This is a genomic window from Serratia sp. CY37869 (assembly GCF_052168895.1).
Classification (GTDB): Bacteria; Pseudomonadota; Gammaproteobacteria; order Enterobacterales; family Enterobacteriaceae; genus Serratia; species Serratia ureilytica.
This window is the reverse complement of the sequence record NZ_JBJNLU010000002.1, coordinates 67,211-90,312: the sequence shown is the minus strand read 5'-3', so window position 1 is coordinate 90,312 and position 23,102 is coordinate 67,211. Positions and strand designations below refer to the sequence as shown.

Below are 23,102 nucleotides of genomic sequence, written 5' to 3'. Positions count from 1 at the left end.
TGTGGGGTTGATGTTGCGGATGAAACGCCCCGCCGCAGGGAGGGGCGTTGAGGTTTAAGTGTAGCGCCTGAGCCGGGGAACACGGTCCGCCCCAGGCGCCAAGGTTCAACCGGCGCTCGCTTCGGCGTTCATGCTGCCGAACTTGCCGCTGTTGAAATCGCGGAACGCCTGCTGGATTTCCGCGTCGCTGTTCATGACGAACGGGCCGTAGCCGACGATAGGCTCATCGATCGGTTCGCCGCTCAGCACCAACAGCGCGACGTCGTTGTTGGCTTCGATGGTGATCGAATCCCCCGCCCGGTCGAAACGCACCATTTGGGTTTCGCGCACCACGTCTTTACCGTTAACCAGGATCGCGCCGTGCAGCATCACCAGCGCCAGCGTATGGCCTTCTTTCACCGTCAGCGTGGTGGTATGGCCGGCATTCAGCTTCATGTCCCACACGTTAAGCGGGCTGAAGGTGCGCGCCGGGCCGGCGTGCCCGCCAAAGTCACCGGCGATCACCCGCACCTGCCCTGCGCCGTCCGCCAGAGGAACCACCGGAATATCGGCGTTCAGCAGCGTCTGATAGCCCGGCTCGGCCATTTTGTCCTTGGCCGGCAGGTTGACCCACAGCTGCACCATTTCCATGGTGCCGCCCTTGCGCGAGAAGTCCCGTGAATGGAACTCTTCGTGCAGAATGCCGGAGGCGGCGGTCATCCACTGGACGTCGCCGGGGCCAATCACCCCGCCGCTGCCGGTCGAGTCGCGGTGTTCCACTTCGCCCTGATAGACGATGGTCACCGTTTCAAACCCGCGATGCGGGTGCTGACCCACGCCACGGGTGCCGGAGGCGGAGCGGAATTTGGTTGGCGCTGCGTGATCCAGCAGCAGGAACGGGCTCATTTCCGCTCCCAAATCGTTATAAGAGAACAGCGAATTCACCAGGAAACCGTTACCGACCCAATGTGCTTCCGGGCTGTTGTGAATACCGAGGATTTTTTTCATCTTGAACTCCCGTTTCAGACCTCACGGCCTTAAGTTGATGTCAGAAGTTTAATCCGCCGGGGTTTGCTGCAGTAGTAGGCAAGATGTACACTCAGCGTTCTACTGGTAGAACGATAAGGGATGCAATGCTGACCGATCTGAACGACCTGTTTTTCTTCGCCAGCGTGGTCGATCACCAGGGATTCGCCCCCGCCGGCCGGGCGCTGGGCATTCCCAAATCCAAACTCAGCCGCCGCGTGGCGCTGCTGGAAGAGCGGCTGGGCGTGCGCCTGATCCAGCGCTCGACGCGGCGCTTCTCGGTGACCGAACTCGGCCAAACCTATTACGCGCACTGCAAGGCGATGCTGGTGGAAGCGGAAGCCGCGCAGCAGGCGATCGAACAGACGCGCGCCGAGCCCTGCGGCACGGTGCGCATGTCCTGCCCGGTGGCGATCCTGCACACTCGCGTCGGCAGCATGGTGGCAGCCTTTATGGCCGATTATCCCAAGGTGACGGTGCATCTGGAGGCCACCAACCGCCGGGTGGACGTGGTGGGGGAAGGGTTGGATCTGGCGATCCGCGTGCGGCCGCCGCCGCTGGAGGACAGCGATCTGGTGCTGAAGATCCTCGCGCAGCGCACCTGGTGCGTCGCCGCCAGCCCGGCGCTGGTGCGCACCCTCGGGCCGGCGCAAACGCCGGAAGACCTGCGTAAATACCCGACGCTCGATCTCGGCCCGGCGCGCGCTCAGCACCAATGGCGGCTGACCGGCCCACAGGGTGAACGGGTGGAGTGGGAGCACTCGCCGCGGCTGGTCACCGACGACATGCTGATGCTGCGCACCGCCGCCATCGCCGGCGCCGGCATCGTACAACTGCCGGCGATGATGATGCGCGACGACATGCTGCGCGGCGAGCTGGTGCAACTGTTGCCTGGCTGGCAGCCGCAGGGCGGCGTGGTGCACGCGGTCTACCCGTCGCGCCGCGGCCTGCTGCCGGCGGTGCGGCTGCTGCTCGACTATCTGGGTGAGCAGTTCGCCAGCATTGAAGAAGAGTAATCAGGCGGTGATTTCGATCGCGTTGCCGTCCGGATCGCGAATGACCGCCTCGTAGAAGCCGTCGCCGGTCCAGCGCGGTGCGGACAGCAAGATGCCCTCCTGCCGTGCGCGCTGCGCCAACCGATCGACCTGCCGCTCATCCCCCAGCGACAGCGCGATGTGCGCCCAGCCCACCCGCTCCTCCTGCGCCTGCGCCGGCAGCAACGTCGGCACGCGCATGATCTCCAGCGTCGGCCCGGCCGCCAGGCTGACGAAGCGGGAAACGAACCCCGGCCGATTGCGGCTGACGTACTCCTCCCCCGCTTCACCGTTGAAATAGCGCTGCCAGAACGCCAGCTGCGCGTCGATGTCACGGGTCCACAGGGCAACATGGGCTATTTTCATCATCATTCTCCGGTCGATAAATCGCTGTGCCAGATCTGGCCGCCGCCCTGCGCCACCTGCTGCTCAAGCTGCGGGTGCGCACCGCGCGCCGTCACCAGATGATCCACCCGCCCGGCGGGCAGGAAGGGGTAAGGGGCGTAGGTATTGAGTTTGTCGCGGGTGCACAGCACCGCCACGCTGCCGGCGCGCGTCAGCAACCGCTTTTTGAACGTGGCGTCCTGGTAACTCAACGCGGAGAAGCCGCCGGCCGGGTCGTAGGCGCAAATGCCGGTGAACACCAGATCGAAATGAAATCCGTCGATCTCTTCCGCCGCCTTGGCGTCCACGCAGCCGCCGACCTGCGCATCCAGTTCGCCGCCGATCAGGATGGTGCGGATCCCCGGCCGTTCCAGCATTTTGCCGGCGATGCTCAACGCATTGGTTACCACCGTCAAACGCCGATCGCGCGGCAACAGATCCGCCAGATACAGGTGGGTGCTGCCGGCATCGAGGAAGATCAGCTGTTCTTCGCCGATCACCCCCAGCGCGGTCTGCGCCAGCGCCAGCTTCTCATCACCGCTGAGGGCAATGCGCGCCGCAACGGGGCCTTCGGCCGGCGTCGGCGCCAGCGCACCGCCATAGATGCGTTTGCACAGATTTTGCGCCGCCAGCTGACGCAGATCGCGGCGGATGGTCGCTTCGGTGGTATTCAGCCGCTGCGCCATCTCCAGAGCCAGCACTCGCCCCTGTTGGCGGAGCGTGTCGAGAATGGCCTGATGGCGCTCATTCGGTAACAGTTTGGACATCATGTCAATCCGGTGATGCTAAAGTGATCATAAATGTACACAAACGTACATAATCGAACAAACACTTTTTTGGCAACACTCAAGCGGCGGCGCTCGTCTAGACTGAAAGTGACATCACAGATAAGGGATTATGACGCGATGACTTCCGCCGTGCTTTATACGCTGTTTCCCGCCGCAGCCACCGTCGTCGGCGCAGCGGTGGCGCTCTATCGCCGCCCCGGCGACGCCGCGATGCGCGTCATCCATCACTTTACCGCTGGCATCGTGTTCGCCGCCGCCGCCACCGAAATCTTGCCCGATCTCAAACAGCAGTCGCCTGTGGCCGTGTTGCTGGGCGGCGCTGTGGGGGTGCTGTTAATGTTGCTGGTTCGGCGGCTGGGCGAAAAAGCGCAGGGGCCGGTCGGTTTTATCGCCGCGGTCGGCGTCGATATCTTTATCGATGGGCTGGTGCTGGGCATTGCCTTCGCGGCCGGCGCCAAAGCCGGCCTGCTGTTGACGCTGGCGTTAACGCTGGAAGTGCTGTTCCTGGGATTGTCGATCGTCGGCGATTTGCAAGACTTTCTCGGCAGGCGGCTGCGCGTCATGGCGGCGATAGTCGGCCTGGCGCTGCTGTTGCCCATCGGCGGCCTGCTGGGGGCGCCGGTGGCCATGCTGGGCGCATTTTGGCTGACCGCCTTTCTGGCCTTTGGCCTGATCGCCCTGCTCTACCTGGTGACCGAAGAGCTGCTGGTCGAAGCGCATGAAGGCGGAAAGGAAACCCCGTTCGCCGCCGCGATGTTCTTTGCCGGCTTCTTGCTGCTGTTGCTGTTGGAAGAAGGTTTAGGATAAAAAAACAGGAATTTCATGGCGCATGCCGCCCGGTGGCAACGCTTTGGCTATACTGAGGCAAGCGAAGTTACCGCAGACGTAACGGCTTGGGCGTAAAGGGAAAACGATGTTATTGACGATCGCAAGGTGGCTGTTTCAATTACCCGGGAAGCTGTTTGGGCTGATTTTTAAAAATCGCCTGAGGGTATTTCTGTTCTTCATGCTGGTCGCCCTCGGGGTGCTCGGCGTCAAGCGCTATCTGCTCACCCACCAGTATGACGACGAATTCAGCCTCGCCGCCCCCACCGATTACAACCGCGCCATCAAGCGCGAAATGCCGCAGCGCGAAGCACGTGAGCAATGCGGCGGGCCGCTGCACGATAATGCCGGGCAACCCTGGCCCGCGTCAGCCGGCTATCTGCATCAGCCGACCGGCCTGCCCGCAACCGGCCTGCATCGGCTGACGCTGGACAATCAAGGCAACGATTTCGCGGTGTTGGTCAAAATGGAAACGCCCGCCGCGCCGCAGCAGCTGGCGGAAGTCTTTATTCCGGCCGCCGGCAGCTTCGAGGTTAAAATGAATGCGGATGCGGAACACGTGATGAAAATCAAGAACATCAAGACCGGCTGCATGTTCCGCTCCAGGCCGTTCAACCTGGATAAACGGAGCGATTGGCGCATACCGTTATCGCTGCAAAAGGACGGCAGCCTGCAGCTGCAGTCGATAGGCGATCGGCAATTCTGATCGGGCACCGGGCAGAGTCGCCGGCGCCGCAGAGGTTACTTTTTCACCGGGTGATCGCGGCGGAACAGCTCCCAACTTTCAATTTCCTGCCCATTCGGCAGCGTACAGGTCGAATACTGGCCCGCCGCGTTTTCTTTGGCGTTCAGCTTGCCGCCGATTTTGGTGCAATACACGTCGGCCGGGTTCGCCATGCCGATCGGTTTCACCTGCGGCGGTGGCGGCGCATCGTTGGATTTCACGGAACACCCCTGCAACATCGTCATCCCTGCCAGCAGGGAAAGCATCAACGTTTTTTTCATTTTTCCAGCTTATGCAAAATACCCACGGCGGAACGCTCCGCCGTGGGTTGATCATGAAATAAAGGATTTGCCCTGTTTCAGCACCAGATCGCAGGCTTTTTGCTTCACCTTCTCGGTGATCTGCGAGGTGCCCAGGCTGTTGAGATCCAGGCTCTTGCCTTCACCGGTCTGCAGCAAGCCGCCCAGGCCCTGCTGATAATCCTGGCTCTTGGCGTTTTCAGTGCTGGTGATGCCCAGTTTGCTGAGCAACTGATCTTTCACCCCTTCGGCGCCGTTAGCCGACAGCACGTTGTTTTTCACACAGTACTGCAGGATGCCGGCGGCGTTGGTCATGCTGCTGGAGCTTAACGCCTTGTCGCCGCCGTTCAGCAGGCCGGTCAACGAGGAGAGCGACATGCCGCCGCCGCTTTCGCCGCCAGACTTGCTCAGTTCGCCCGCCGCGCTGCTGAGAGAATCCATCAGACCGGCGGCCTGGGTGGCGCCGCTGGCCAGGGTCGCGGACAGCGCCAAAGCCAGCAGTAAACGATGTTTGGTGATCATAGTGATAAAACTCCTGTAAGAACGGCATGCAATCGGCGCAGCGCGCCGGGATACCTCTCCGACGCCGCCTGCGGCGACAAGTTCCTTTTATCTCGCCGCCGCGCCGTTTTTCGGAATTCAGGAAGTTTAGAACTGCCAGCGCAGCCAGGCGAAGAACACGTTGCCGTTGTTATAGGTGCCGGGAATGTAGGTCGCCTGGAACGTCAGCCGCTGATAGCCGATAGAAGCCAGCGGCAGCGGCGCCGGGATAGGGATATATTTCCAGTTATCGCGCGCGGTGACGCTGGCGGTGAAACCCAGCCCCAGGCGGAAATCCTTGTCATCCAACGGACGCCAGATCTTCTCGTAGGCGTAGCCGCCGATCGGCTCCCACTTGTTGAAGGAATCCTTGAACGCCATGATGTAGATGCCGTGCCAGTCACCATCGCTGTCGTAGCGGGAGATGCCGTAACCGGCGCCCCACGGGCGCTCGTTGTACTTATCGATATGTTCGTCATCGTAAGTCCAACGGTTATGCCAGGTGATGGCCGGAATATAGAGATCGTGGTTCGGCGAATTGTTCCAGGTCTCCGACACGTTATGGGTAAAGCGCTGCCATAGACCCGGTTTTTCGGCCTGCGCGGTATTGCCACTTTCTGTACTAACCTCAGCGTAAGAAGGCAGTGCAGGAAATATCAACGCCAGAGAACATGCCAACAGAGTCCGTTTGAGAAACATGGTAAAGCTCCTGTAAAAATACGGCCGAAGATTTTTACCGATAGCCCAGGCAAGATCAAGCTGTATCCAATTTATCCAACGCCCGTTTCGCCTTGGTTAAGCTTAGCATCGGAAAATTCGCATTGGTTTATAACGGGTTGCACCGACATCTGCATGTTAGCGCCTTTCGGACGGCAAAACCGTGGGAAAAGTCCGCTTTGTCGTTCGCTACTCGCGGGCCAGGTGCTTGACCAACACATCGACATCGAGGCGGTTCACGAACGCCAGAGAATACGAGGAATAAAGGCCAAACAGGCGGTTTTGGTGCCCGACCACCACCAAATCGATGCCGGCCTGGTGAATAAAATCGCTCACGTCCTTAAAGCGGCGAATGGTAACGATCTGCTTCACCGCCACCGGCGCATCGACGGCGCGCACCAGCCGGCTCAGCATCGCCTTGGCGGCGATCACCTCCTGCGCCTGGCGATCCTTGATTAACGCATCGCTGCCGTACTCCAGCTCGGCATAGTCGGCGTTCAGGTGGCCGACGGTGATGGCGACAGGCAGCCCATGCACCATCGCCGCCGTTTGGCGCAGCAACGGCAACCCATCACGCTCGTCGTGGATCAGCACCAGCACACGTCGATAGCTTTTCATGGCTATTTCCCCCTCAGACGAGCCCCGCTGGGACGCAGGCCCTTTGGTAGGTATACGCCATCCAGGCGCACGTAGAGAAAAGTTTACGTATCGGCTCCACGGAATGTGATGGTCGCCACGTTATATTAGCGCCCGTAACGACGCTTGTTTACGCCGGCCCGAGGCGGCGCGCATTGCAGCCCCGTAAAGTAAAACTGACAACACGACGCGAATAAAAAAGCGACATTGTTAATTTTTTGTTTTTGATTGGTTGCGCGATGGTTTCATGAAATAAGCGTGCGGCGGATCACCAAAATGCCTCTTTGCGCCGGCTTCTGCCTTTCTTTACCAGCAAAAGAGCGTTACGCCACCCGATGGGATTTAACGCGACCTCAAAAGTACCGGATGCTTCGCCCTGCATCATGATAAATGCCAATACGCCGCCATTTTTCTGTCGATATACCGCCAGGGAAAAATACCGCACTGTCCACCTGCATAATAACCACACTATTTATACATTATTCAATCGCGTAAAGCGCCGAATACAAACCGCCTATTCAACGGCTGCCACGTCTGTCTTGAACAAGCCGACACTTTAAATAACTGTTAATGCTAACGACACAACATCGCCAGCAATTTATTTTTGCTGATTTTCGCCTGACAAAATAAAGATAAATAATTCGGAGCAATCAATGAAAATAACTATCGGGTCATTCATTCTGCAACAGCTTCACGCCCTGAACGTCGATCGTATTTACGGCGTGCCCGGCGACTATAACCTCAGCCTGCTGGAGCTGCTGGAAAACGACGAGCGGCTGGCGTTTGTCGGCAACTGCAATGAATTGAACGCCTCCTACGCCGCCGACGGTTACGCCCGCATGAAAGGCGCCGGCGCGCTGATCGTCACCTACGGCGTCGGCGATCTGGCCGCGCTGTCCGGCATCGCCGGGGCCTATGCCGAATCTTCGCCGGTTATCTGCATCGCCGGCACGCCGCCGCTGCATGCGATGAAAAATCACCAGCTCTTGCACCATACCCTGGGCGATGGCAATTTCGACAACGTCATGAACTGCTTTAAACAATTCACCGTTGCGCAAGCCTTGATTACACCGGAAAATGCCGCACAAGAAATCCCACGCGTTATTTCCCGCGCCTGGATAGAGAAGAAACCGGTGTATTTACAGCTGCCGTCGGATATTTGCGATGTGGAAATTGAAATCGCCGCGGCGGCGACGGCACCGCAATTACCGGCCAGCGATAAATACAATGTGCAATTAGCGGCGATGGCGCTGTTAACCAAAATCAAACGCGCCCAGCGCCCAATCATGTTGGTCGATCAAATGGTGGATCGCTACCAGTTGCAGCAGTTGGTCATCGCGGTCGCTCACCGCTTCGCCATTCCGCTGACCAATATGCCCACCGCCAAATGCATTATCCCGGAAAACACCGCCGGTTGGATGGGCGGCTACAGCGGCAATCTGTCGCGCCCCGAACTGTATGAACACATGGCCCACTCGGACTGCGTGCTGAGCTTCGGCGTGCGTTTGGTGGATTCCACCACCGGCTATTTCTCCCAGCACATTCCCGCCGCCGCTCAGGTGGACATCCAACCGTTCTCAATGAAGCTGGACAACACCTCCTACCCGGCGGTGTCGACGGCGGATCTGCTGCAGGCGCTGTTGGATCTGAGCGAAGACGCGCCGGCGCAGCCCCTGGCGCCGTTGGCCAGCCCACATGAGAAGCTGGCGACGCCGAGCGACGCGCCTATCGACCAGGCCTATCTGTGGCGGCGCATCCAACGCTTCATCCGGGCGGATGACGTGGTGGTGGTGGAAAACGGCACCTCCGGCGCGGCCATCGGCGGCATGCGCATGCCGGACGGCGTCAAGGTGGTCAACCAACCGATTTGGGGCTCAATCGGCTATACCCTGCCGGCGCTGCTCGGCACTCTGATGGCGGCCCCTGAACGCCGCCACCTGCTGTTCATCGGCGACGGCTCTTTCCAGTTGACCGCGCAGGAAGTGTCCACCCTGCTGCGCTGCGAGCAAAAGCCGATCATCTTCCTGATCAATAACGACGGCTACACCATCGAACGCTATATCCTCGGCGAAAGCTCGTCCTACAACGACATCAGCCCGTGGGACTACGCCAAACTGCCGGCGGTGCTGAATACTCGATCGCAGCCGTTCAGCGTGGCGGTGGAAACCACGCAACAGCTGGAAATGGCCCTGGAACACGCCTCGCGGCAGGATAGGCTGGCGTTTATCGAGGTGAAAGTGCCGATGATGGACACGCCGCCGGTGATGAAAGAGTTCTGCAACCGTTGCAACAGCTTTAACTTCGGCCTGACCAACCCGCGCCGCAGCGCCTGATGCGCGATCGCGCCGCCGGTGACTCAGGCCACCGGCGGCGTTTTCTTTAGGGTTAACCGCCGGCGCGCGCCATGCAGCGCTGGCGGCGTTCATCCACCCGCTTGGCGAACCAGGCGGTAGTCAACTTACGGGTGATTTTCGGGCTTTCCAGTTGGATGCCCGGCAGCATCTCGCGCGGCAGCTTGCCGCCCGCCAGCGCATAGACCTTCTTATACAGGTCGGTATCGGCAAAGCCGGCCGTGTCGCCTTTCTCCAGCGCCCGGCGAATGGCGCTGTCGCTCATGTTCAGGCGCTTGCCGAGCGTGCGCACCGCCAGCTCGGTGGAGCCGGGCTTGTCGCTGCCAAAGTCGATCAGATCGCCGTCCAGCGCCAGCGGAATGGCGCTCGCCCGGCTGACCGCGTTTTGGAACGCCGCGTTGCGGCTGGCATACCAGCCGGCGTTGAAGTCGGCGAAGCGGTAGATTGGCCGGCTATAGTCGGCCGGGTACCCCAGCAAATGCATAATGCCGAAGTACATGCCGCCGCGTCGGCTGAAGACTTCGCGCCGAATCGAACCGTCAACCGGATAAGGATACCCTTTGGCATGCGCCTCGGCGAAGGCGACGCTCACCTGCATCGGGCCTCCGGTATGAACCGGGTTCAAATGACCGAACAGCTTCTGCCCCATCGGCACGCGGTCGATCATGTCATCGAAGATATCGCTCAGATCCTTTTCGGTGCGCACCTTATCCAGGCGCTCGCTGTAGCTCTGGCCGTTCGACGACGAGATCTTCAACGCGGTATGCACCAAAAAGTTAGGGATGTGCATCTGATCGGCGCGGCGGTCGATCTCTTTCCAGGCGATCTTCGGCAGCCCCGGCACCTGCGGGTTAGCCTGGAACGTCGACTCTTGTTCGGTCACCGCCAGCACCGAGCACAGGTTCTCATCGCTCGGCTCGATGCCCTGCGCGGCAAACGCGGCGGTGATATCGGTGGCCCAACCCTGACGATCGCCGGCATTGGCCGGGATCAGCGTCATCAGTCGCGCTTTGACGTCGGCGGGGCGCGCCGCCGGCGAGGTGGTGGTGGTTTTGCTGGTACAGCCCGCCAGCGCCAGCAGCGCGGCCAGGCTCAGCAAACGGAGGGGCTTCGGGTGGCATAAACGGCGTATCGGCATCTTTTCCCTGAACGTGATGACATGAACAGCACTGAAATTAGCCCAGCCGCCGCGCACAATCCAGTATAAAGATCTCCCCGCGCCTTTCCTTCAGGCTGCTATGTTCAAACGATCGATAAAGATGTATTTTATATACATCATATAAATCACTTTGCTTGCCCAGCCAGAGGAGCCCCCTATGGAGCAGCAGTTGCTTTGCTATAAAACCCTGCCGGAATGGAACAGCGAAACGCTGCCGGAAGCCTTTCGTCAGCGCCACAACACCCAGAGCGGCACCTGGGCGAAGCTCACCGTGCTGAGCGGCAGCCTGACGTTCGCCATGATGACCGAAGACGGCGCCACCACCGAGACCTGGCAGTTCAGCCCTGAAAGCCAGCCGCCGTTTATCGCCCCCCAACAGTGGCATCGCATCGTTTCCTTTTCGGACGACATGACCTGCCGGCTGGCGTTTTACTGCACGCCGGAAGATTACTACCACAAGAAATACGAACTGACGCGCACTCACTCCGAAGTGGTTGAGGCGGCGGCGCGCATCGCGCCGGGCAAGGCGCTGGATCTGGGCTGCGGCGGCGGGCGCAATTCGCTCTACCTCAATCTGAAAGGTTTCGATGTCACCGCCTGGGACAAGCATGCGCCGTCGATAGCCCGCCTCAACCAGATCGTCGACGCCGAGCAATTAACCCGCCTGAGCGCCGGGGTGCAGGATCTCAACACCCACCGCTTCAGCGGCGAATACGACTTTATCCTGTCCACCGTGGTCTTGATGTTCCTCGAACGGCAGCAGATCCCGCATATCGTGCAAGACATGCAGGACAGCACCGTGCGCGGCGGCCATAACCTGATCGTGGCGGCGATGGATACCGAGGATTATCCCTGCCCGCTGCCGTTCCCGTTCACCTTCAGCCCGGGTGAGCTGAAGCATTATTATCGCGACTGGGAGATCCTCAAATACAACGAAGACGTCGGCCAACTGCACAAAACCGACGCCGCCGGCAACCGCATCTCGCTGCGCTTCGCCACCCTGCTGGCGCGCAAGCTATAGCGCGTCGTGAAAGATTACCCCCAGCGTGTGGCGTTGGCCGGTGCGTATCCGGCTGACGCCGTGGCGCAGATTGACCCGATAGTAGCCTTTCACTCCCGCTACCGGCCGGTGATGCACGGCGAACACTACTGCATCGCCCTGCTGCAGCGGCACCACCTCCGGCCGGCTCTGCATCCGCGGCCGCTGTTCGGTCAGCACGAATTCGCCGCCGGTGAAATCCCGTTCGGGGGCGGAGAGCAAAAACGCCACCTGCAGCGGAAATACCCGCTCGCCGTACAGATCCTGATGCAGGCAGTTGTAATCCCCCGTTTCGTAGCGCAACAGCAGCGGCGTCGGTCGCCGTTGGCCGGCCCGGTGGCATTCGGCCAGGTAAACCTCATGTTCGGCGGGATAGCGCGCCGTCAGGCCCAATAAGGCGTTCCAGCGGTTGGCCACCGGCGCCAGCCGCGCATACATCAGGCCGCGCGCTTCGGCCACCGGCGGCGGCAACGGATAGGCGAAATAGCGGTATTCGCCGCGGCCAAAACCGTGCTTCGCCATCACGATGCGGCTGCGGAAGTGCGCATCCTGCGGGTAGAGCGCCGCCAGCTCGCGGCACAGGTCATGGCTGAACACGCCGGGCAGCCGCGCGCAGCCCTGCGCATCGAGTTCACGTTCAATTGCCGCCCAGTCCAATTCGGCCAGCCGCGCCGCCAGCGCGCCGCTCATCGCTGCGCCTCTTTTTCCAGCAAGGCTTTCTTGCGCTCGACGCCCCAGCGATAGCCGGACAAGGCGCCGTCGTTGCGCACCACCCGGTGGCAGGGGATCGCCACCGCCAGCATGTTGGCGGCGCAGGCGCCGGCTACCGCGCGCACCGCTTTGGGCGCCCCAATGCGCCGAGCGATATCGGCATAGCTGACGGTTTCGCCGACCGGTATCGCCTGCAGCGCCCGCCAGACCCGCTGTTGAAACGCGGTGCCACGAATATCCAGCGGCAGCGCCAACCCGTTCTCCGGCGCTTCAATCAGGCCCACCACCTGCGCCATCAGCGCTTCATACTGCGCGTCGCCGCCGATCAGCTCGGCGTTGGGGAATTTGTCCTGCAGATCCTGCACCAGCTGCTGCGCATCGTCCCCCAGCAGAATGGCGCAGATGCCCACCTCGCTCTGGGCCGCCAGGATCTCGCCCAGCGAACAGCGCCCGACGGCGAAATGGATGCGCATGCCTTTGCCGCCCGCCCGATAGGCCTTCGGCGTCATGCCCAACGCGGCGTTGGCCTGCTGGTAGAAGCGGCCGTTGGCGCCATAACCGGCGTCGAAGATCGCGTCGGTCACCGTTTCCCGCTGCGTAAGACCGGCGCGTAAGCGTTGGCTGCGCTGCGTAAGACCGGCGCGTAAGCGTTGGCTGCGCTGCGCGTCGGCGTAGCCTTTCGGCGTCAGGCCGGTGATCGCTTTGAACAGCCGGTGGAAATGGTATTGGCTCAACCCGACGTGGCGCGCCAGCGTCTGCAGCGACGGCGCTTTTTCCGCCTGCTCGATATAGCGGCAGGCCTCAGCTATCTGCCGCGCATGCTGTTCCGTCAGCGGCGTCAGCCCCTGCCGGCAGCGTTTGCAGGGCCGATAGCCCGCCGCCTCCGCCTGCTCCGCGTCGTCAAACAGCTCCACGTTTTGCCGATTCGGTTGGCGTGACGGGCAGGAAGGCGAGCAATACACGCCGGTGGTTTTCACCGCGTAGATAAAGCGGCCGTCGGCGTGCTTGTCGCGGCTGACAATCGCCAGCCAGCGCGGATCGGCGCTGTCGATTACGTTTTTCATCATCCGTTCCTCACTGCGGTTTCGATGTTAACCAGCATAGTGACGGGCCGTTGGCGAAACACGCCGACTCTTGCTTTTTAATTCGTCGCCGACGTTTTCAACAATCTTTCGACAATTTTTCACCAACAACATGAAGTTTATTACGTTGCCAACCCGGTTGCACGGCGTTAGGATCGCGGCCGGCCACGGGCGTGGCCAGTGTTTCTGCCTGTTAGTTGCGCGCATGGAGAGGTTATTGTGTTAGAGAGTTTTGGCGTCCTGAATTTATGGACCTATTTGGCCGGGGTGGTCTTCATCATCATTCTGCCGGGGCCGAATACGCTGTACGTGCTGAAAACCGGCATATCGCGCGGCGTGCGCGCCGGCTATACCGCGGCGCTGGGCGTGTTTATCGGCGATGCGATCCTGATCTTTTGCGCCTATATCGGCGTGGCTTCGCTGATCCGCACCACGCCGTTCCTGTTTACTCTGGTGCGTTTTCTCGGCGCGATTTACCTGCTGTTCCTTGGCGCAAAAATCCTCTACGCCACCTTCGTGCAGAAGGCGCAGGCGCAACAGCAACAGATTGAGGGCGGCAACAGCATTCTGCGCAAATCGCTGACGCTGAGCCTGACCAACCCGAAAGCTATTCTGTTTTACGTGTCGTTCTTCGTGCAGTTCATCGATTTCAACTACGCGCACACCGGGCTGTCGTTCACCATTCTGGCGCTGATCCTCGAAGCCGTCAGCTTTATCTACATGAGCACGCTGATCTTCTCCGGCGCGATGCTGGCGCATTTCTTCAACCACAAGAAAGGCCTGGCGAAGCTCGGCAATGGCCTGATCGGCCTGCTGTTCCTCGGTTTCGCCACCCGTCTGGCAACCCTGAGTTCGTAATCCTTCCCGGCCGGCGCCCGCCGGCCGCGGTTTACTGTTCCGTCACGGCAAAATGACACGCAGGACAAATCGAATGTCAGGCAGAGCAAAGCCGCCGCTTTACCGCTGATCTAGACTCTCAGGGTTAACGATAACCTGATGAGCCTGATCGGAGGATGTATGTCTGACAATACCGTAGCCGTGCTGGATAGCGTGTCGCGTTTTCTCGATCGTCAGCATGGGCTGTATATCGACGGCCAGTGGCGCGCGTCCGCTGCGGAAGGCCGCCTGGCGGTGTATAACCCCGCCAATGGGCAGCAGATCGCCACCACCGCCGACGCCAACGAACACGACGTCGCGCTGGCGGTGCAGTCCGCCCACAAAGCCTTCAGCGAAGGCGTCTGGGCGCAGCGTCTGCCGGTAGAGCGCGAACGCATCCTGCTGCGCTTCGCCGATCTGGTGGAGCAGCACGCCGAAGAGCTGGCGCAGCTCGAAACCCTGGAGCAGGGCAAATCCATCAACATCGCCCGCGCTTTCGAAGTCGGCAGCACCCTGAACTGGATGCGTTACACCGCCGGGCTGGCGACCAAAATCACCGGCCAGACGCTGGACGTCTCCATTCCGATGCCGCCGGGCGCCAAATATCAGGTTTATACCCGCAAAGAGCCGATCGGCGTGGTCGCCGGCATCGTGCCCTGGAACTTCCCGCTGATGATCGGCATGTGGAAAGTGATGCCGGCGCTGGCGGCGGGCTGCTCCATCGTCATCAAGCCGTCGGAAACCACCCCGCTCACCCTGCTGCGCATCGCCGAACTGGCGAGCGAAGCCGGCGTGCCGCCGGGCGTGTTCAACGTGGTCACCGGCCGCGGCACCGTGTGCGGCAAGGCGCTGACCGAACATCCGCTGATCGCCAAAGTCAGCTTTACCGGCTCCACGCCGGTGGGCAAAAGCATCGCGCGCGCGGCGGCGGATCGCCTGACCCGCGTGACGCTGGAGCTGGGCGGCAAAAACCCGGCCATCGTGCTGAAAGATGCCGATCCGCAGCAGGTGATCGAAGGCCTGATGCTCGGCAGTTTCCTCAACCAAGGGCAGGTGTGCGCCGCCAGCTCGCGAATTTATATTGAAGCACCGATTTATGATCGGCTGGTGGCCGGATTCGAACAGGCGGTGAAATCGCTGTCGGTCGGGCCGGGGATGGATACCGGCGCGCAAATCAACCCGCTGGTGTCGCTCGCGCACCGCAACAAGGTGGCGGCCTACCTGGACGACGCCCGGGCGAAAAACGCCGAGCTTATCGGCGGCGCGGCCGGGCCGGACGCCAACGGCTTCTACATTCCGCCGACGCTGGTGATCAACCCGGACGATCGGCTGAACCTGACGCGCGAGGAAGTGTTCGGCCCGGTGGTCAACCTGATCCGGGTGGCGAGCGCCGAAGAGGCGCTGAGCAAGGCCAATGACACCGACTTCGGGCTGACCGCCAGCCTGTGGACCACCAGCCTGCAGCAGGCGATGGCGCTGACGCCGCGCATTCAGGCCGGCACCGTGTGGGTCAACACCCATACGCTGATCGACCCAAACATGCCGTTCGGCGGGTTCAAACAGTCGGGCAGCGGCCGCGATTTCGGCCCGGATTGGCTGGATGCCTACACCGAGTCGAAATCGGTCTGCATCCGCTATTGAGTGCAGCGGCGCGGGCCTGGCCCGCGCCCTGACTTATTGATACTGCCGACGGTACTCGCTCGGCGACATGCCGAAACGCTGCTTGAAAGCGGTCGAGAAATGGCTGTGATCGGCGAAGCCCCAGTCAAGACCAATGCCGGCCAGCTTTTCCTGCCCGGCGGCGCTGCGCAGCGCCTGCGCGCACAGATCCAGCCTGCGGTTCCTGATGTACTGCGCCACCACCAGCCCCTGACGGGCGAACAGCCGATACAGGCTGCGTAACGATACCCCCAGCTCGGCCGCTACCCACTCAGGACGCAGCTGCGCCGACTGAATATGCCTGTCGATCAGCGCCAGCGCCTTGTCAAAGACCGGGTGCTGCCCTTCCGGCCGCGCCTGTTCGAGCGCCAGAGCCGGGCGCAGCAGCGCCGCCAGCGCATTCAGCACCGCCTCGCTTTCCGCCGCGGCGAGCTGAGGATCCTGCATGCTGCTCAGCACCAGCTGGCGGCTAAGGCGCACCGCGCTCAGCTCCGCCCCCAGACGCTGCGCGCAGGGCGGCGGCAGCGGCAGGCAGCCGCGCGGCAGTAGCAAAGAGATTTGGCGCGAATCGCGCTGGAAGGTGAAGCTGCTGGGCTGTGAGGCGTCGATCAGCGTCATGTCGCCGGGAGAGAGCATCGTTTGGCGATCGCCCTGCTCCATCAACGCGCTGCCGCGCAGCTGGAAGACGGTAAAAAAGTGCGCGCCGTCGCTGCGGGCGATTTCACGCGGCGTGCGATACAGCCGGGCCTGGGCCACGTCGACCACGCTCAGACGCAGCGCATGGGCGCGGAACTCCTGCATCGCCCCGCTGAAACCCGGCCCCAGCGTTTTCGCGCAGAACCTGCCGCAGGCGGTGTTGATTTTGCCCAGCCACTCTTCGAAGCCGGCGTCGCGGAGCGTTGCCAATGCCGTCATGATCTCTCCCTTCAAACGCCGGCGGCGCTGCGCCGTTGAACAGAAAATCACCATAACAATCCGTTAACACACAATCAATGGCGAGCGGGGGATTTGGCGCCGCGATCACAGTTCGCCCGGCGTGTCGTCATCAATCCGTCACGAAATCGTCATCTCATCTTCACAGGCCTCGCCAAAGATACAGGCTGCTCCCCCTTCACGTTGACACCCTGGACATGACCCGATGAAATCATTGCAAAAATCTGTTTTAGCGCTGTGTTTGTTTACCACCAGCGCCCTGGCCGCGTTCCATGCGCAGGCGGCAGAGGAAGCCCAACCGTTCACCACCGCGCAGCAGGTGGATCTGACCCACATCCTGCCGCCGCCGCCGGCCAACGACTCGGCGCAGACCCAGCGCGAACTGCGGGAAGTCCTCGACATGCAGCAAAAACGCACGCCGGAAATGGCCAGCCAGGCCAAGGCGGATGCGGAAGAGAACGTCTGGGTGTACAGCAATGTGATGGGGCCGAAGTTCAACGCCAAAGCGTTGCCGGCCGTGAGCGCTTTCTTCGATCGCATCGTAGCGACCGAAGCGGCGGTGGTCGATCCGGCGAAAGATTTCTGGAAGCGCCCGCGCCCGCATATGCTGGACAGCCGCATCGAGCCGATCGTCAAGCGCTCCAGCTCCGGCTCCTGGCCTTCCGGCCACACCACGCTGGGCACGCTGATGGGCATCACCCTGGCCAACATGGTGCCGGAGAAGCGCGCCGCCATCATGACGCGCGCCTGGCAATATGGCGACAACCGGGTGGTGGCGGGGATCCACTACCCTTCCGATATCGAGATGGGCCGCATCGCCGGCAGCGTGATCAGCCAGCAGCTTTCGCAACAGCAGGATTTCCAGCAGCAGTATCGGCAAGCCCGTGATGAGCTGCGTCAGGCGCTGGATTTACCCGCGGCGAAATAGACCCGGCGGCTGACACCGGGCCCTAACGGCCCGGTTTACGGCTGTTTGTCCAACAGGTAACGCACCACCGCCGCGTACTCTTTGGCGTAGCCTTCAACACTGGTGGCGGCCATGCCGGCATTGTCTATCTTGTATTGGCCGGCCACGTAGAACGACGGGGTGCCGCGCACGTCAAACGCTTTCACCGCTTCATTCTGCTTGGCGATCAACCCTTTGACCAGCAGGCTGTGGCGCGCGTTTTCATAGGTGGCAGCATCGATGCCGGCCGCCGTGAACACCCGCTGAATATCGTCGGCGCTGTTGACGGCGCGCTGTTTCTGCACCGCGTCGAACATCGCCCCTTCAATCTTGTCTTCCACGCCCAGCACCGTCGCCACCGCCCAGGCTTCGGTCAGCTCATTGCCCAGTTTGCCCATCAGGCTGACGTGATATTTGGTGACTTTCTCACCGGCGGGCAGCGCCTGCGCCACGGTGCCGCCTACGCGGTAGGTTTCGGCGAACTGATAGCAAGGGCCGCAGTAGAAGGAGAAGAACTCCACCACCGCCGGCGCGGCGGCCACCGGCTTATCCAGCCGGGTATATTGCTCGCCCGCGCGGTAATCCGCGGCCTGAACCGCGGGCAGCGCCAACATCAATACGACGGCGGCGGCGAACGAACGCTTAACTTTTGCCAACATAAACACTCCTGGTTTCATCTATGAACATCGTCCTTAGCGGCGGTTTTTATAATCAAATAACCGCCAGAAGACCAGTTTTTATTACCTTCTATACCCTAAATAATTGGAGTTGCATCACGGCGGCAAGAGCGGGAGTCCCCAGGAGCTTACTCAAGTAAGTGACTGGGGTGAGCGCTCGCAGTCAACACAGATGCAGCTTCAAGTATGACGGGTATATTTGTGAGGGATTATGTTCAGCGCCCTTCGTAACCGTCCCAGTACGCGCCTACCGCTTCCTGCGAGAACACCTGGCGGCGTTTAGGGTTGTCGGCGCCGCTGTAAGTGCGGTTGATGAAAATGGTTTTGTGTTCCATGTTCTGCTGGAATTCCGGGCTGGCCAGATAGTCGGCCTTTTTCTGCGCCTCGCTGCGCGCCACGCCTGCCGCGCGATCCTTTTTCCCCAGCTGGTAGAACTGTTCGAACATCGGCACGGCGTTCTTAATACTGCCGTTCACATCGGTGCGGAATTGCGGATCGAAATCGTCGCGGGTTTGATAAATGTAGTGCTTGGCATGCAGCTCGGCGCTGCTGAGGTGATGGGTGCAGGCGCTGAGCGCCAACAGCGGCAACAACAGCGCCGCGCTTTTCAGTCTTTTCATGTCGTCTGTCCCTGTCAGTGAGGAAGGTTCCTTTAGCGCCAAGAGCATAGCGCCGGCCCCCGGCGAACGTCAAACGACAAAACGCGCATCACCTTGTTTTATATTAATATTATATACATTGATTGGTATTCATTGCCTGAAACACTATGCTTTAACAGACAGGGTAAACACTCACCGACAGCGAGGCGGCCAATGAAAACGATCGACAAAAGCGTGGGGGAGTACGACCTCACGGCGGAAAAAAAAGCGGGCATGATCACCGGCACCATCCGCGGCGAACTGCCGGACAGCGACGCGAACCTGCCGCTGCTGCCCTTCTCCGGCACCTTCGCCGGCCCGAGCGTGGCCGAAGCCATCGCCGATATTCAGCAGCAGTTCCCCGACATCGAACCGGCGATTATCGACGATTTGCGCGAGGAACTGCTGAAGGCCGGATTCTAATCCGGATCGCAATGCCGCACGAACGGACTGTAGACCGGCGCGCCGGGCTTCAGCGCCAGATCGGCGTCAAAATCTTCATTGCGGTTGAACGGCACCACCGGCCAGGCGGAAAACGCCTTCAAACCGTCCCGGTACGCCTGCGTCACCTTCGCCAACGCGGCATTTTGCGCCTGCAGAGCCTCGCCCGCCAACCCGCCGCGCACGCCATAGACCAGGAACGGCTCCAGCACGCTAAAGCCAATATAGTGCAACGCATGCATGATGGGCCACAGCATCAGCCGCATATCGCCGTCACGCCCGTTCGGCGCGCAGGCCTGTGCGGAAGCGCCGGCGGTGACGGTCAGCAGCGCCCGTTTGCCGCGCATTACGCCGTTCTCATGGCGGTGGCGGCTGTCGTAGATCCCGCCGTAAACGAACACCCGATCCATCCAGCCTTTGATGATGGCCGGCGCGCCGAACCACCAGAAAGGAAACTGCAACACCAGCGTATCCGCCCAGTGCAGCAGCTCGATATGCCGCCGGATCTCCGCCGGCAGCGCCTGAGTCGTCCAGTGATGGCGCTGCTCCTGCATCGCATCAAATCTGTCCGCCTGCTTTCTGCTGGGGTAATGGCCGGCGCTCTCGCGCGGATCAAATCCCTCCTGATACAAATCGACCGTCTTCACCTGATGCCCCTGCGCCAGGCAGGCCTGCCGCGCCTGTTCGGCCAAATGGGCATTGAAGGAATGCGGCTCGGGGTGAGCCAGCACAATCAGCACGTTCATCCTGTTTCTCCCGTTGTAAGGTGGTGCTGCTATGCTGTGGCTTTATCGCCCCCTTGGCAATTACGCACCTGAAGGTAACCCCCAATGGCTTATCCCGGCGACGTCTATTCGAGCAAGTGCTCCGCGCGCGATGCGCTGGCGCTGATTTCCGGCAAGTGGGTGATGTTGATCCTGCCTGCGCTGGCGCAGCGGCCAATGCGCAACGGCGAACTGCTGCGCCGCATCGACGGCATTTCGCAGAAGGTGCTGACGCAAACGCTGCGCCAGTTGGAACGCAACGGGCTGCTCGAGCGGCTGGATTTAAGTGAAAAAAATCAGGCACATGTGGAATATCGGCTCAGCGCCGTCGCCTGCTCGCTGGTCGAGACGCTGACGGCGCTGGACCGCTGGGCGGAATACCATTTCCCCGAGCTGGACGCCGCCCGCGAGCGCTATGATGCCGAGCGTGGGCGCGAGGCCGATTAAAGCGGTTTGGCCCGCAGCGTCTCGCCGCTACGCACGAAGTTGCCCGCCCCCAGATGATGAATGGTGTGCAGATCCGCATTGGCGGCGGTGAAGTTCCAGCGCCCTTGCTGGAACACCCGCTCGTCCGCCGCCGCGCTCAACACCTCGCCGAAGCAGGTGTCGTATTTTTCCTGCGCGCCGCTTTCCGGCAATAAGCGGCACTCCAGCCACGCCACGCACCCCTGTTCGATCAGCGGCACCTGCAGCGTAGCGCTCGGCGCTGCGGCGATGTGAAAGCGGGCGAACTTGTCGTCATCCAGCCCGGATACGCTGCCGACCGCGTAGGTGGCGTCGATGAACATGGCCGCCGGCACGCAAATGCCGAATGCGCCGCTCTCCTCGATCATTTGCCGGCTGTGCGCCCCTTTGTCCACCACGATGGCGATGCGCGGCGGGCTGAACTCCACCGGCATCGACCAGGCGGCGGCCATCACGTTGCGTTTGGCGCCGTCGCGGCTGCGGCTGGTGATCAAAACCGTCGGGCCGTGGTTCAGCAGGCGGCTGGCGTGTTCGAGGGCGACAGGGCGAAAGTGGCTCATCGGGAAATCCTTGCGAGTGACTGATTGTTCCGCAGTGTAGATCTACGCCGTAAAGGCAGGCAACGCGGGGCGCACAGAATGCGCAGGTGAGACGCTTGTTCCCGGTCTCGCCATCCGTTATCTATAGTTAAATCAATTCGCCGGTAACGGCCCACTCCACCTGAGGATCTTGCCTTGACGTTTTTAAAACACCCAATCGCCGCGCTGGTGCTGGCCGGCTGCGGCCTGCTGTCGGCGGGCGGCGCGCTGGCCGCTTCCGATGCGCTGGTGTACTGCACCGTTGCCTCGCCGGAATCGTTCAACCCGCAGCTCTCCAGCTCCGGGCCGACCTTTATCGCCACCTCGCAGGTGCTGTACAACCGCTTGGTGACGCTGCGCGAAAGCGATAAAACGCCCGCCCCGTCGCTGGCCACCGAGTGGAGCGTCAGCCCGGACGGCAAGACCTACACCTTTACCCTGCGCCAGGGGGTAAAATTCAACAGCAACAAATACTTCACCCCAACGCGCGACTTCAACGCCGAAGACGTGGTGTTCACCGTGATGCGGCAGAAGGATCCGGCCAACCCGTATCACAAGGTCTCCGGCGGCAACTATGAATACTTCACCGACATGGGTCTGGATAAGCTGATCACCAAGGTGGAAGCGGTGGACGAACACCACGTGCGCTTCACGCTGAGCCAGCCCAACGCCGCCTTCGTCGCCGACTGGGCGATGGATTTCGCCTCGATCCTGTCCGCCGAGTACGCCGACGCGATGCTGAAAAAGGGCACGCCGGAATACGTCGACAACTGGCCGATCGGCACCGGGCCGTTTGCGCTGCAACAGTACAAGCAGGATTCGCTGATCCGCTACATCGCCAACCCGCACTACTGGCAGGGCGAAGTGGCCAGCAAGCACCTCATCTTCTCCATCACGCCGGATCCGCAAACCCGGCTGGCCAAGCTGAAAACCAACGAATGCCAGATCATCCCCGCGCCGCTGCCGGAACAGTTCGCCGCCATCAAGGCCGACGGCAACCTGCAGTTGCACGACATTACCGGGCTGAACGTCGGCTATCTGGCGTTCAACACCCAGAAAAAACCGTTCGACAACCTGCTGGTGCGCCAGGCGTTGAGCTATGCGGTGGACAAGAAAGCGATCGTCGCCGCGGTGTTCAAAGACAGCGGCACGCCGGCCAATTCGCTGCTGCCGCCGGGCATGCTGGGCTACAACGATAAACTGCCGGAGTACGCCTACGATCCGCAGAAGGCGCGCGAGCTGCTGAAGCAAGCCGGGCTGGAGCAGGGCTTTGAGACCGACATCTGGTCGATGCCGGTACAGCGCCCTTACAACCCGAACTCGAAGCGCATCGCCGAGATGATCCAGAGCGACTGGGCGAAGGTGGGCGTGAAGGCCAAGATCGTCACCTGGGAGTGGGGCCAGTATCTGGCCGGGCTGCGCAAAGGCGAGCAGCAGAGCGCGCTGTACGGCTGGGTATCGGACAACGGCGATCCGGACAACTTCGCCACCCTGCTCGGCTGTGCCGGGGTGCAGAGCGGCGCCAACGTGGCGCGCTGGTGCGATAAGGATTACGACCGGCTGATCCAGCAGGCGATCCAGGAGAACCAGCCGCAGGCGCGCGCCAAGCTGTACCAACAGGCGCAGGTGATCTTCGCCAAACAGGCGCCGTGGCTGCCGCTGGCCACCGGCAAAGTATTCTACGCCACCCGCAGCAACCTGAGCGGCTACGTGGTGGACGTGAACGGCAGCGATTTCGCCAAGGCCAAATTGAACTGATCCCAGGCGCCGCAGCGAGGGCTGCGGCGTAATCCGCTTCATCGCTTAATAAGCTGCCAGCCTCTGAAACTGT

26 protein-coding genes are annotated in these 23,102 nt (G+C 61.3%); 11 read left to right on the top strand and 15 right to left on the bottom strand.

The window, feature by feature from the left end; translation table 11 throughout:
- Nucleotides 1-105: 105 nt before the first annotated feature.
- The gene (locus ACJ8J1_RS10640; RefSeq protein WP_033642014.1) at nucleotides 106-987 is read right to left on the bottom strand and encodes a pirin family protein; all 882 of its coding nucleotides are present in this window, start codon (nucleotides 985-987) and stop codon (nucleotides 106-108) included.
- A gap of 125 nt (nucleotides 988-1,112) precedes the next feature.
- Here ACJ8J1_RS10640 and ACJ8J1_RS10635 point away from each other — a divergent pair, with 125 nt between their 5' ends.
- A complete protein-coding gene (locus ACJ8J1_RS10635) occupies nucleotides 1,113-2,021 on the top strand; it encodes a LysR family transcriptional regulator (protein WP_033642013.1) in 909 nt (302 codons plus the stop codon).
- On the opposite strand, the gene ACJ8J1_RS10630 is transcribed toward ACJ8J1_RS10635, so the two are convergent.
- Both ACJ8J1_RS10630 and ACJ8J1_RS10625 read right to left on the bottom strand, forming a co-directional pair.
- Complete coding sequence (locus tag ACJ8J1_RS10630; RefSeq protein ID WP_033642012.1) at nucleotides 2,022-2,405, bottom strand: VOC family protein; 384 nt, start codon at nucleotides 2,403-2,405, stop codon at nucleotides 2,022-2,024. It lies immediately after the preceding gene.
- 2 nt (nucleotides 2,406-2,407) lie between these two features.
- Nucleotides 2,408-3,190, bottom strand: a complete 783-nt coding sequence (locus ACJ8J1_RS10625) for a DeoR/GlpR family DNA-binding transcription regulator (protein ID WP_033642011.1) — start codon at nucleotides 3,188-3,190, stop codon at nucleotides 2,408-2,410.
- Nucleotides 3,191-3,328: 138 nt separating this feature from the next.
- Here ACJ8J1_RS10625 and ACJ8J1_RS10620 point away from each other — a divergent pair, with 138 nt between their 5' ends.
- On the top strand, nucleotides 3,329-4,018 hold the full coding sequence (locus ACJ8J1_RS10620) for a hypothetical protein (RefSeq protein ID WP_033642010.1): 690 nt from the start codon (nucleotides 3,329-3,331) through the stop codon (nucleotides 4,016-4,018).
- 106 nt (nucleotides 4,019-4,124) lie between these two features.
- A complete protein-coding gene (locus ACJ8J1_RS10615; RefSeq protein WP_033642009.1) occupies nucleotides 4,125-4,742 on the top strand; it encodes a hypothetical protein in 618 nt (205 codons plus the stop codon).
- A gap of 35 nt (nucleotides 4,743-4,777) precedes the next feature.
- On the opposite strand, the gene ACJ8J1_RS10610 is transcribed toward ACJ8J1_RS10615, so the two are convergent.
- The 4 genes from ACJ8J1_RS10610 to ACJ8J1_RS10595 form a co-directional block, all read right to left on the bottom strand.
- Nucleotides 4,778-5,041: a putative hemolysin gene (locus ACJ8J1_RS10610; protein ID WP_019454261.1), complete on the bottom strand. Its 264-nt coding sequence runs from the start codon at nucleotides 5,039-5,041 to the stop codon at nucleotides 4,778-4,780.
- A gap of 51 nt (nucleotides 5,042-5,092) precedes the next feature.
- The gene (locus tag ACJ8J1_RS10605; RefSeq protein ID WP_033642008.1) at nucleotides 5,093-5,581 is read right to left on the bottom strand and encodes a DUF2501 domain-containing protein; all 489 of its coding nucleotides are present in this window, start codon (nucleotides 5,579-5,581) and stop codon (nucleotides 5,093-5,095) included.
- 126 nt (nucleotides 5,582-5,707) lie between these two features.
- On the bottom strand, nucleotides 5,708-6,298 hold the full coding sequence (pagP, locus tag ACJ8J1_RS10600) for a lipid IV(A) palmitoyltransferase PagP (RefSeq protein ID WP_033642007.1): 591 nt from the start codon (nucleotides 6,296-6,298) through the stop codon (nucleotides 5,708-5,710).
- Nucleotides 6,299-6,505: 207 nt separating this feature from the next.
- Nucleotides 6,506-6,934, bottom strand: a complete 429-nt coding sequence (locus tag ACJ8J1_RS10595; RefSeq protein WP_033642006.1) for a hypothetical protein — start codon at nucleotides 6,932-6,934, stop codon at nucleotides 6,506-6,508.
- 671 nt (nucleotides 6,935-7,605) lie between these two features.
- On the opposite strand from ACJ8J1_RS10595, the gene ACJ8J1_RS10590 reads away from it, so the two are divergent.
- Nucleotides 7,606-9,285, top strand: coding sequence for an alpha-keto acid decarboxylase family protein (locus tag ACJ8J1_RS10590; protein WP_033642005.1), 1,680 nt, complete (start codon nucleotides 7,606-7,608; stop codon nucleotides 9,283-9,285).
- A 52-nt stretch (nucleotides 9,286-9,337) separates the two neighbouring features.
- Here the strand turns inward: ACJ8J1_RS10590 and ACJ8J1_RS10585 are convergent, their stop codons facing one another.
- Nucleotides 9,338-10,441, bottom strand: a complete 1,104-nt coding sequence (locus tag ACJ8J1_RS10585; protein WP_042783757.1) for a DUF1615 domain-containing protein — start codon at nucleotides 10,439-10,441, stop codon at nucleotides 9,338-9,340.
- Between the two features lie 178 nt (nucleotides 10,442-10,619).
- On the opposite strand from ACJ8J1_RS10585, the gene tehB reads away from it, so the two are divergent.
- A complete protein-coding gene (tehB, locus tag ACJ8J1_RS10580) occupies nucleotides 10,620-11,483 on the top strand; it encodes an SAM-dependent methyltransferase TehB (RefSeq protein ID WP_033642002.1) in 864 nt (287 codons plus the stop codon).
- Here tehB and ACJ8J1_RS10575 read toward each other — a convergent pair.
- Both ACJ8J1_RS10575 and ada read right to left on the bottom strand, forming a co-directional pair.
- Entirely contained in the window at nucleotides 11,478-12,191 is a 714-nt protein-coding gene (locus ACJ8J1_RS10575) for a 2OG-Fe(II) oxygenase (RefSeq protein ID WP_033642001.1), read from the bottom strand. The two genes, tehB and ACJ8J1_RS10575, sit on opposite strands and share 6 nt — an antisense overlap.
- Nucleotides 12,188-13,276: a bifunctional DNA-binding transcriptional regulator/O6-methylguanine-DNA methyltransferase Ada gene (ada, locus tag ACJ8J1_RS10570; RefSeq protein ID WP_033642000.1), complete on the bottom strand. Its 1,089-nt coding sequence runs from the start codon at nucleotides 13,274-13,276 to the stop codon at nucleotides 12,188-12,190. The genes ACJ8J1_RS10575 and ada overlap by 4 nt, the downstream gene beginning before the upstream one ends.
- Nucleotides 13,277-13,513: 237 nt before the next feature.
- On the opposite strand from ada, the gene leuE reads away from it, so the two are divergent.
- Nucleotides 13,514-14,152 (top strand): leucine efflux protein LeuE, encoded by a 639-nt coding sequence (leuE, locus tag ACJ8J1_RS10565; protein ID WP_033641999.1) that lies wholly within the window; start codon nucleotides 13,514-13,516, stop codon nucleotides 14,150-14,152.
- Between the two features lie 159 nt (nucleotides 14,153-14,311).
- The gene (locus tag ACJ8J1_RS10560) at nucleotides 14,312-15,811 is read left to right on the top strand and encodes an aldehyde dehydrogenase family protein (protein ID WP_016928934.1); all 1,500 of its coding nucleotides are present in this window, start codon (nucleotides 14,312-14,314) and stop codon (nucleotides 15,809-15,811) included.
- A 33-nt stretch (nucleotides 15,812-15,844) separates the two neighbouring features.
- Here the strand turns inward: ACJ8J1_RS10560 and feaR are convergent, their stop codons facing one another.
- The gene (gene feaR, locus ACJ8J1_RS10555) at nucleotides 15,845-16,744 is read right to left on the bottom strand and encodes a transcriptional regulator FeaR (RefSeq protein WP_033644202.1); all 900 of its coding nucleotides are present in this window, start codon (nucleotides 16,742-16,744) and stop codon (nucleotides 15,845-15,847) included.
- Nucleotides 16,745-16,967: 223 nt separating this feature from the next.
- On the opposite strand from feaR, the gene ACJ8J1_RS10550 reads away from it, so the two are divergent.
- Nucleotides 16,968-17,690, top strand: coding sequence for an acid phosphatase (locus ACJ8J1_RS10550; RefSeq protein WP_033641998.1), 723 nt, complete (start codon nucleotides 16,968-16,970; stop codon nucleotides 17,688-17,690).
- Nucleotides 17,691-17,725: 35 nt separating this feature from the next.
- Here ACJ8J1_RS10550 and ACJ8J1_RS10545 read toward each other — a convergent pair whose 3' ends face one another.
- The gene (locus ACJ8J1_RS10545; protein ID WP_033641997.1) at nucleotides 17,726-18,367 is read right to left on the bottom strand and encodes a DsbA family protein; all 642 of its coding nucleotides are present in this window, start codon (nucleotides 18,365-18,367) and stop codon (nucleotides 17,726-17,728) included.
- Between the two features lie 233 nt (nucleotides 18,368-18,600).
- Nucleotides 18,601-19,005, bottom strand: a complete 405-nt coding sequence (locus ACJ8J1_RS10540; RefSeq protein ID WP_033641996.1) for an Exc2 family lipoprotein — start codon at nucleotides 19,003-19,005, stop codon at nucleotides 18,601-18,603.
- 192 nt (nucleotides 19,006-19,197) lie between these two features.
- Between ACJ8J1_RS10540 and ACJ8J1_RS10535 the strand changes: the two genes are divergently transcribed.
- Complete coding sequence (locus ACJ8J1_RS10535; RefSeq protein WP_033641995.1) at nucleotides 19,198-19,446, top strand: hypothetical protein; 249 nt, start codon at nucleotides 19,198-19,200, stop codon at nucleotides 19,444-19,446.
- On the opposite strand, the gene ACJ8J1_RS10530 is transcribed toward ACJ8J1_RS10535, so the two are convergent.
- Entirely contained in the window at nucleotides 19,443-20,210 is a 768-nt protein-coding gene (locus tag ACJ8J1_RS10530) for an NAD(P)H-dependent oxidoreductase (RefSeq protein WP_033641994.1), read from the bottom strand. The two genes, ACJ8J1_RS10535 and ACJ8J1_RS10530, sit on opposite strands and share 4 nt — an antisense overlap.
- Nucleotides 20,211-20,294: 84 nt before the next feature.
- Between ACJ8J1_RS10530 and ACJ8J1_RS10525 the strand changes: the two genes are divergently transcribed.
- Nucleotides 20,295-20,675, top strand: coding sequence for a winged helix-turn-helix transcriptional regulator (locus ACJ8J1_RS10525; RefSeq protein WP_033641992.1), 381 nt, complete (start codon nucleotides 20,295-20,297; stop codon nucleotides 20,673-20,675).
- Here ACJ8J1_RS10525 and ACJ8J1_RS10520 read toward each other — a convergent pair.
- On the bottom strand, nucleotides 20,672-21,253 hold the full coding sequence (locus ACJ8J1_RS10520) for a flavin reductase family protein (RefSeq protein ID WP_033641194.1): 582 nt from the start codon (nucleotides 21,251-21,253) through the stop codon (nucleotides 20,672-20,674). The two genes, ACJ8J1_RS10525 and ACJ8J1_RS10520, sit on opposite strands and share 4 nt — an antisense overlap.
- Nucleotides 21,254-21,427: 174 nt before the next feature.
- Between ACJ8J1_RS10520 and ACJ8J1_RS10515 the strand changes: the two genes are divergently transcribed.
- Nucleotides 21,428-23,029: an ABC transporter substrate-binding protein gene (locus ACJ8J1_RS10515; protein WP_033641991.1), complete on the top strand. Its 1,602-nt coding sequence runs from the start codon at nucleotides 21,428-21,430 to the stop codon at nucleotides 23,027-23,029.
- Nucleotides 23,030-23,102 lie beyond the last annotated feature (73 nt).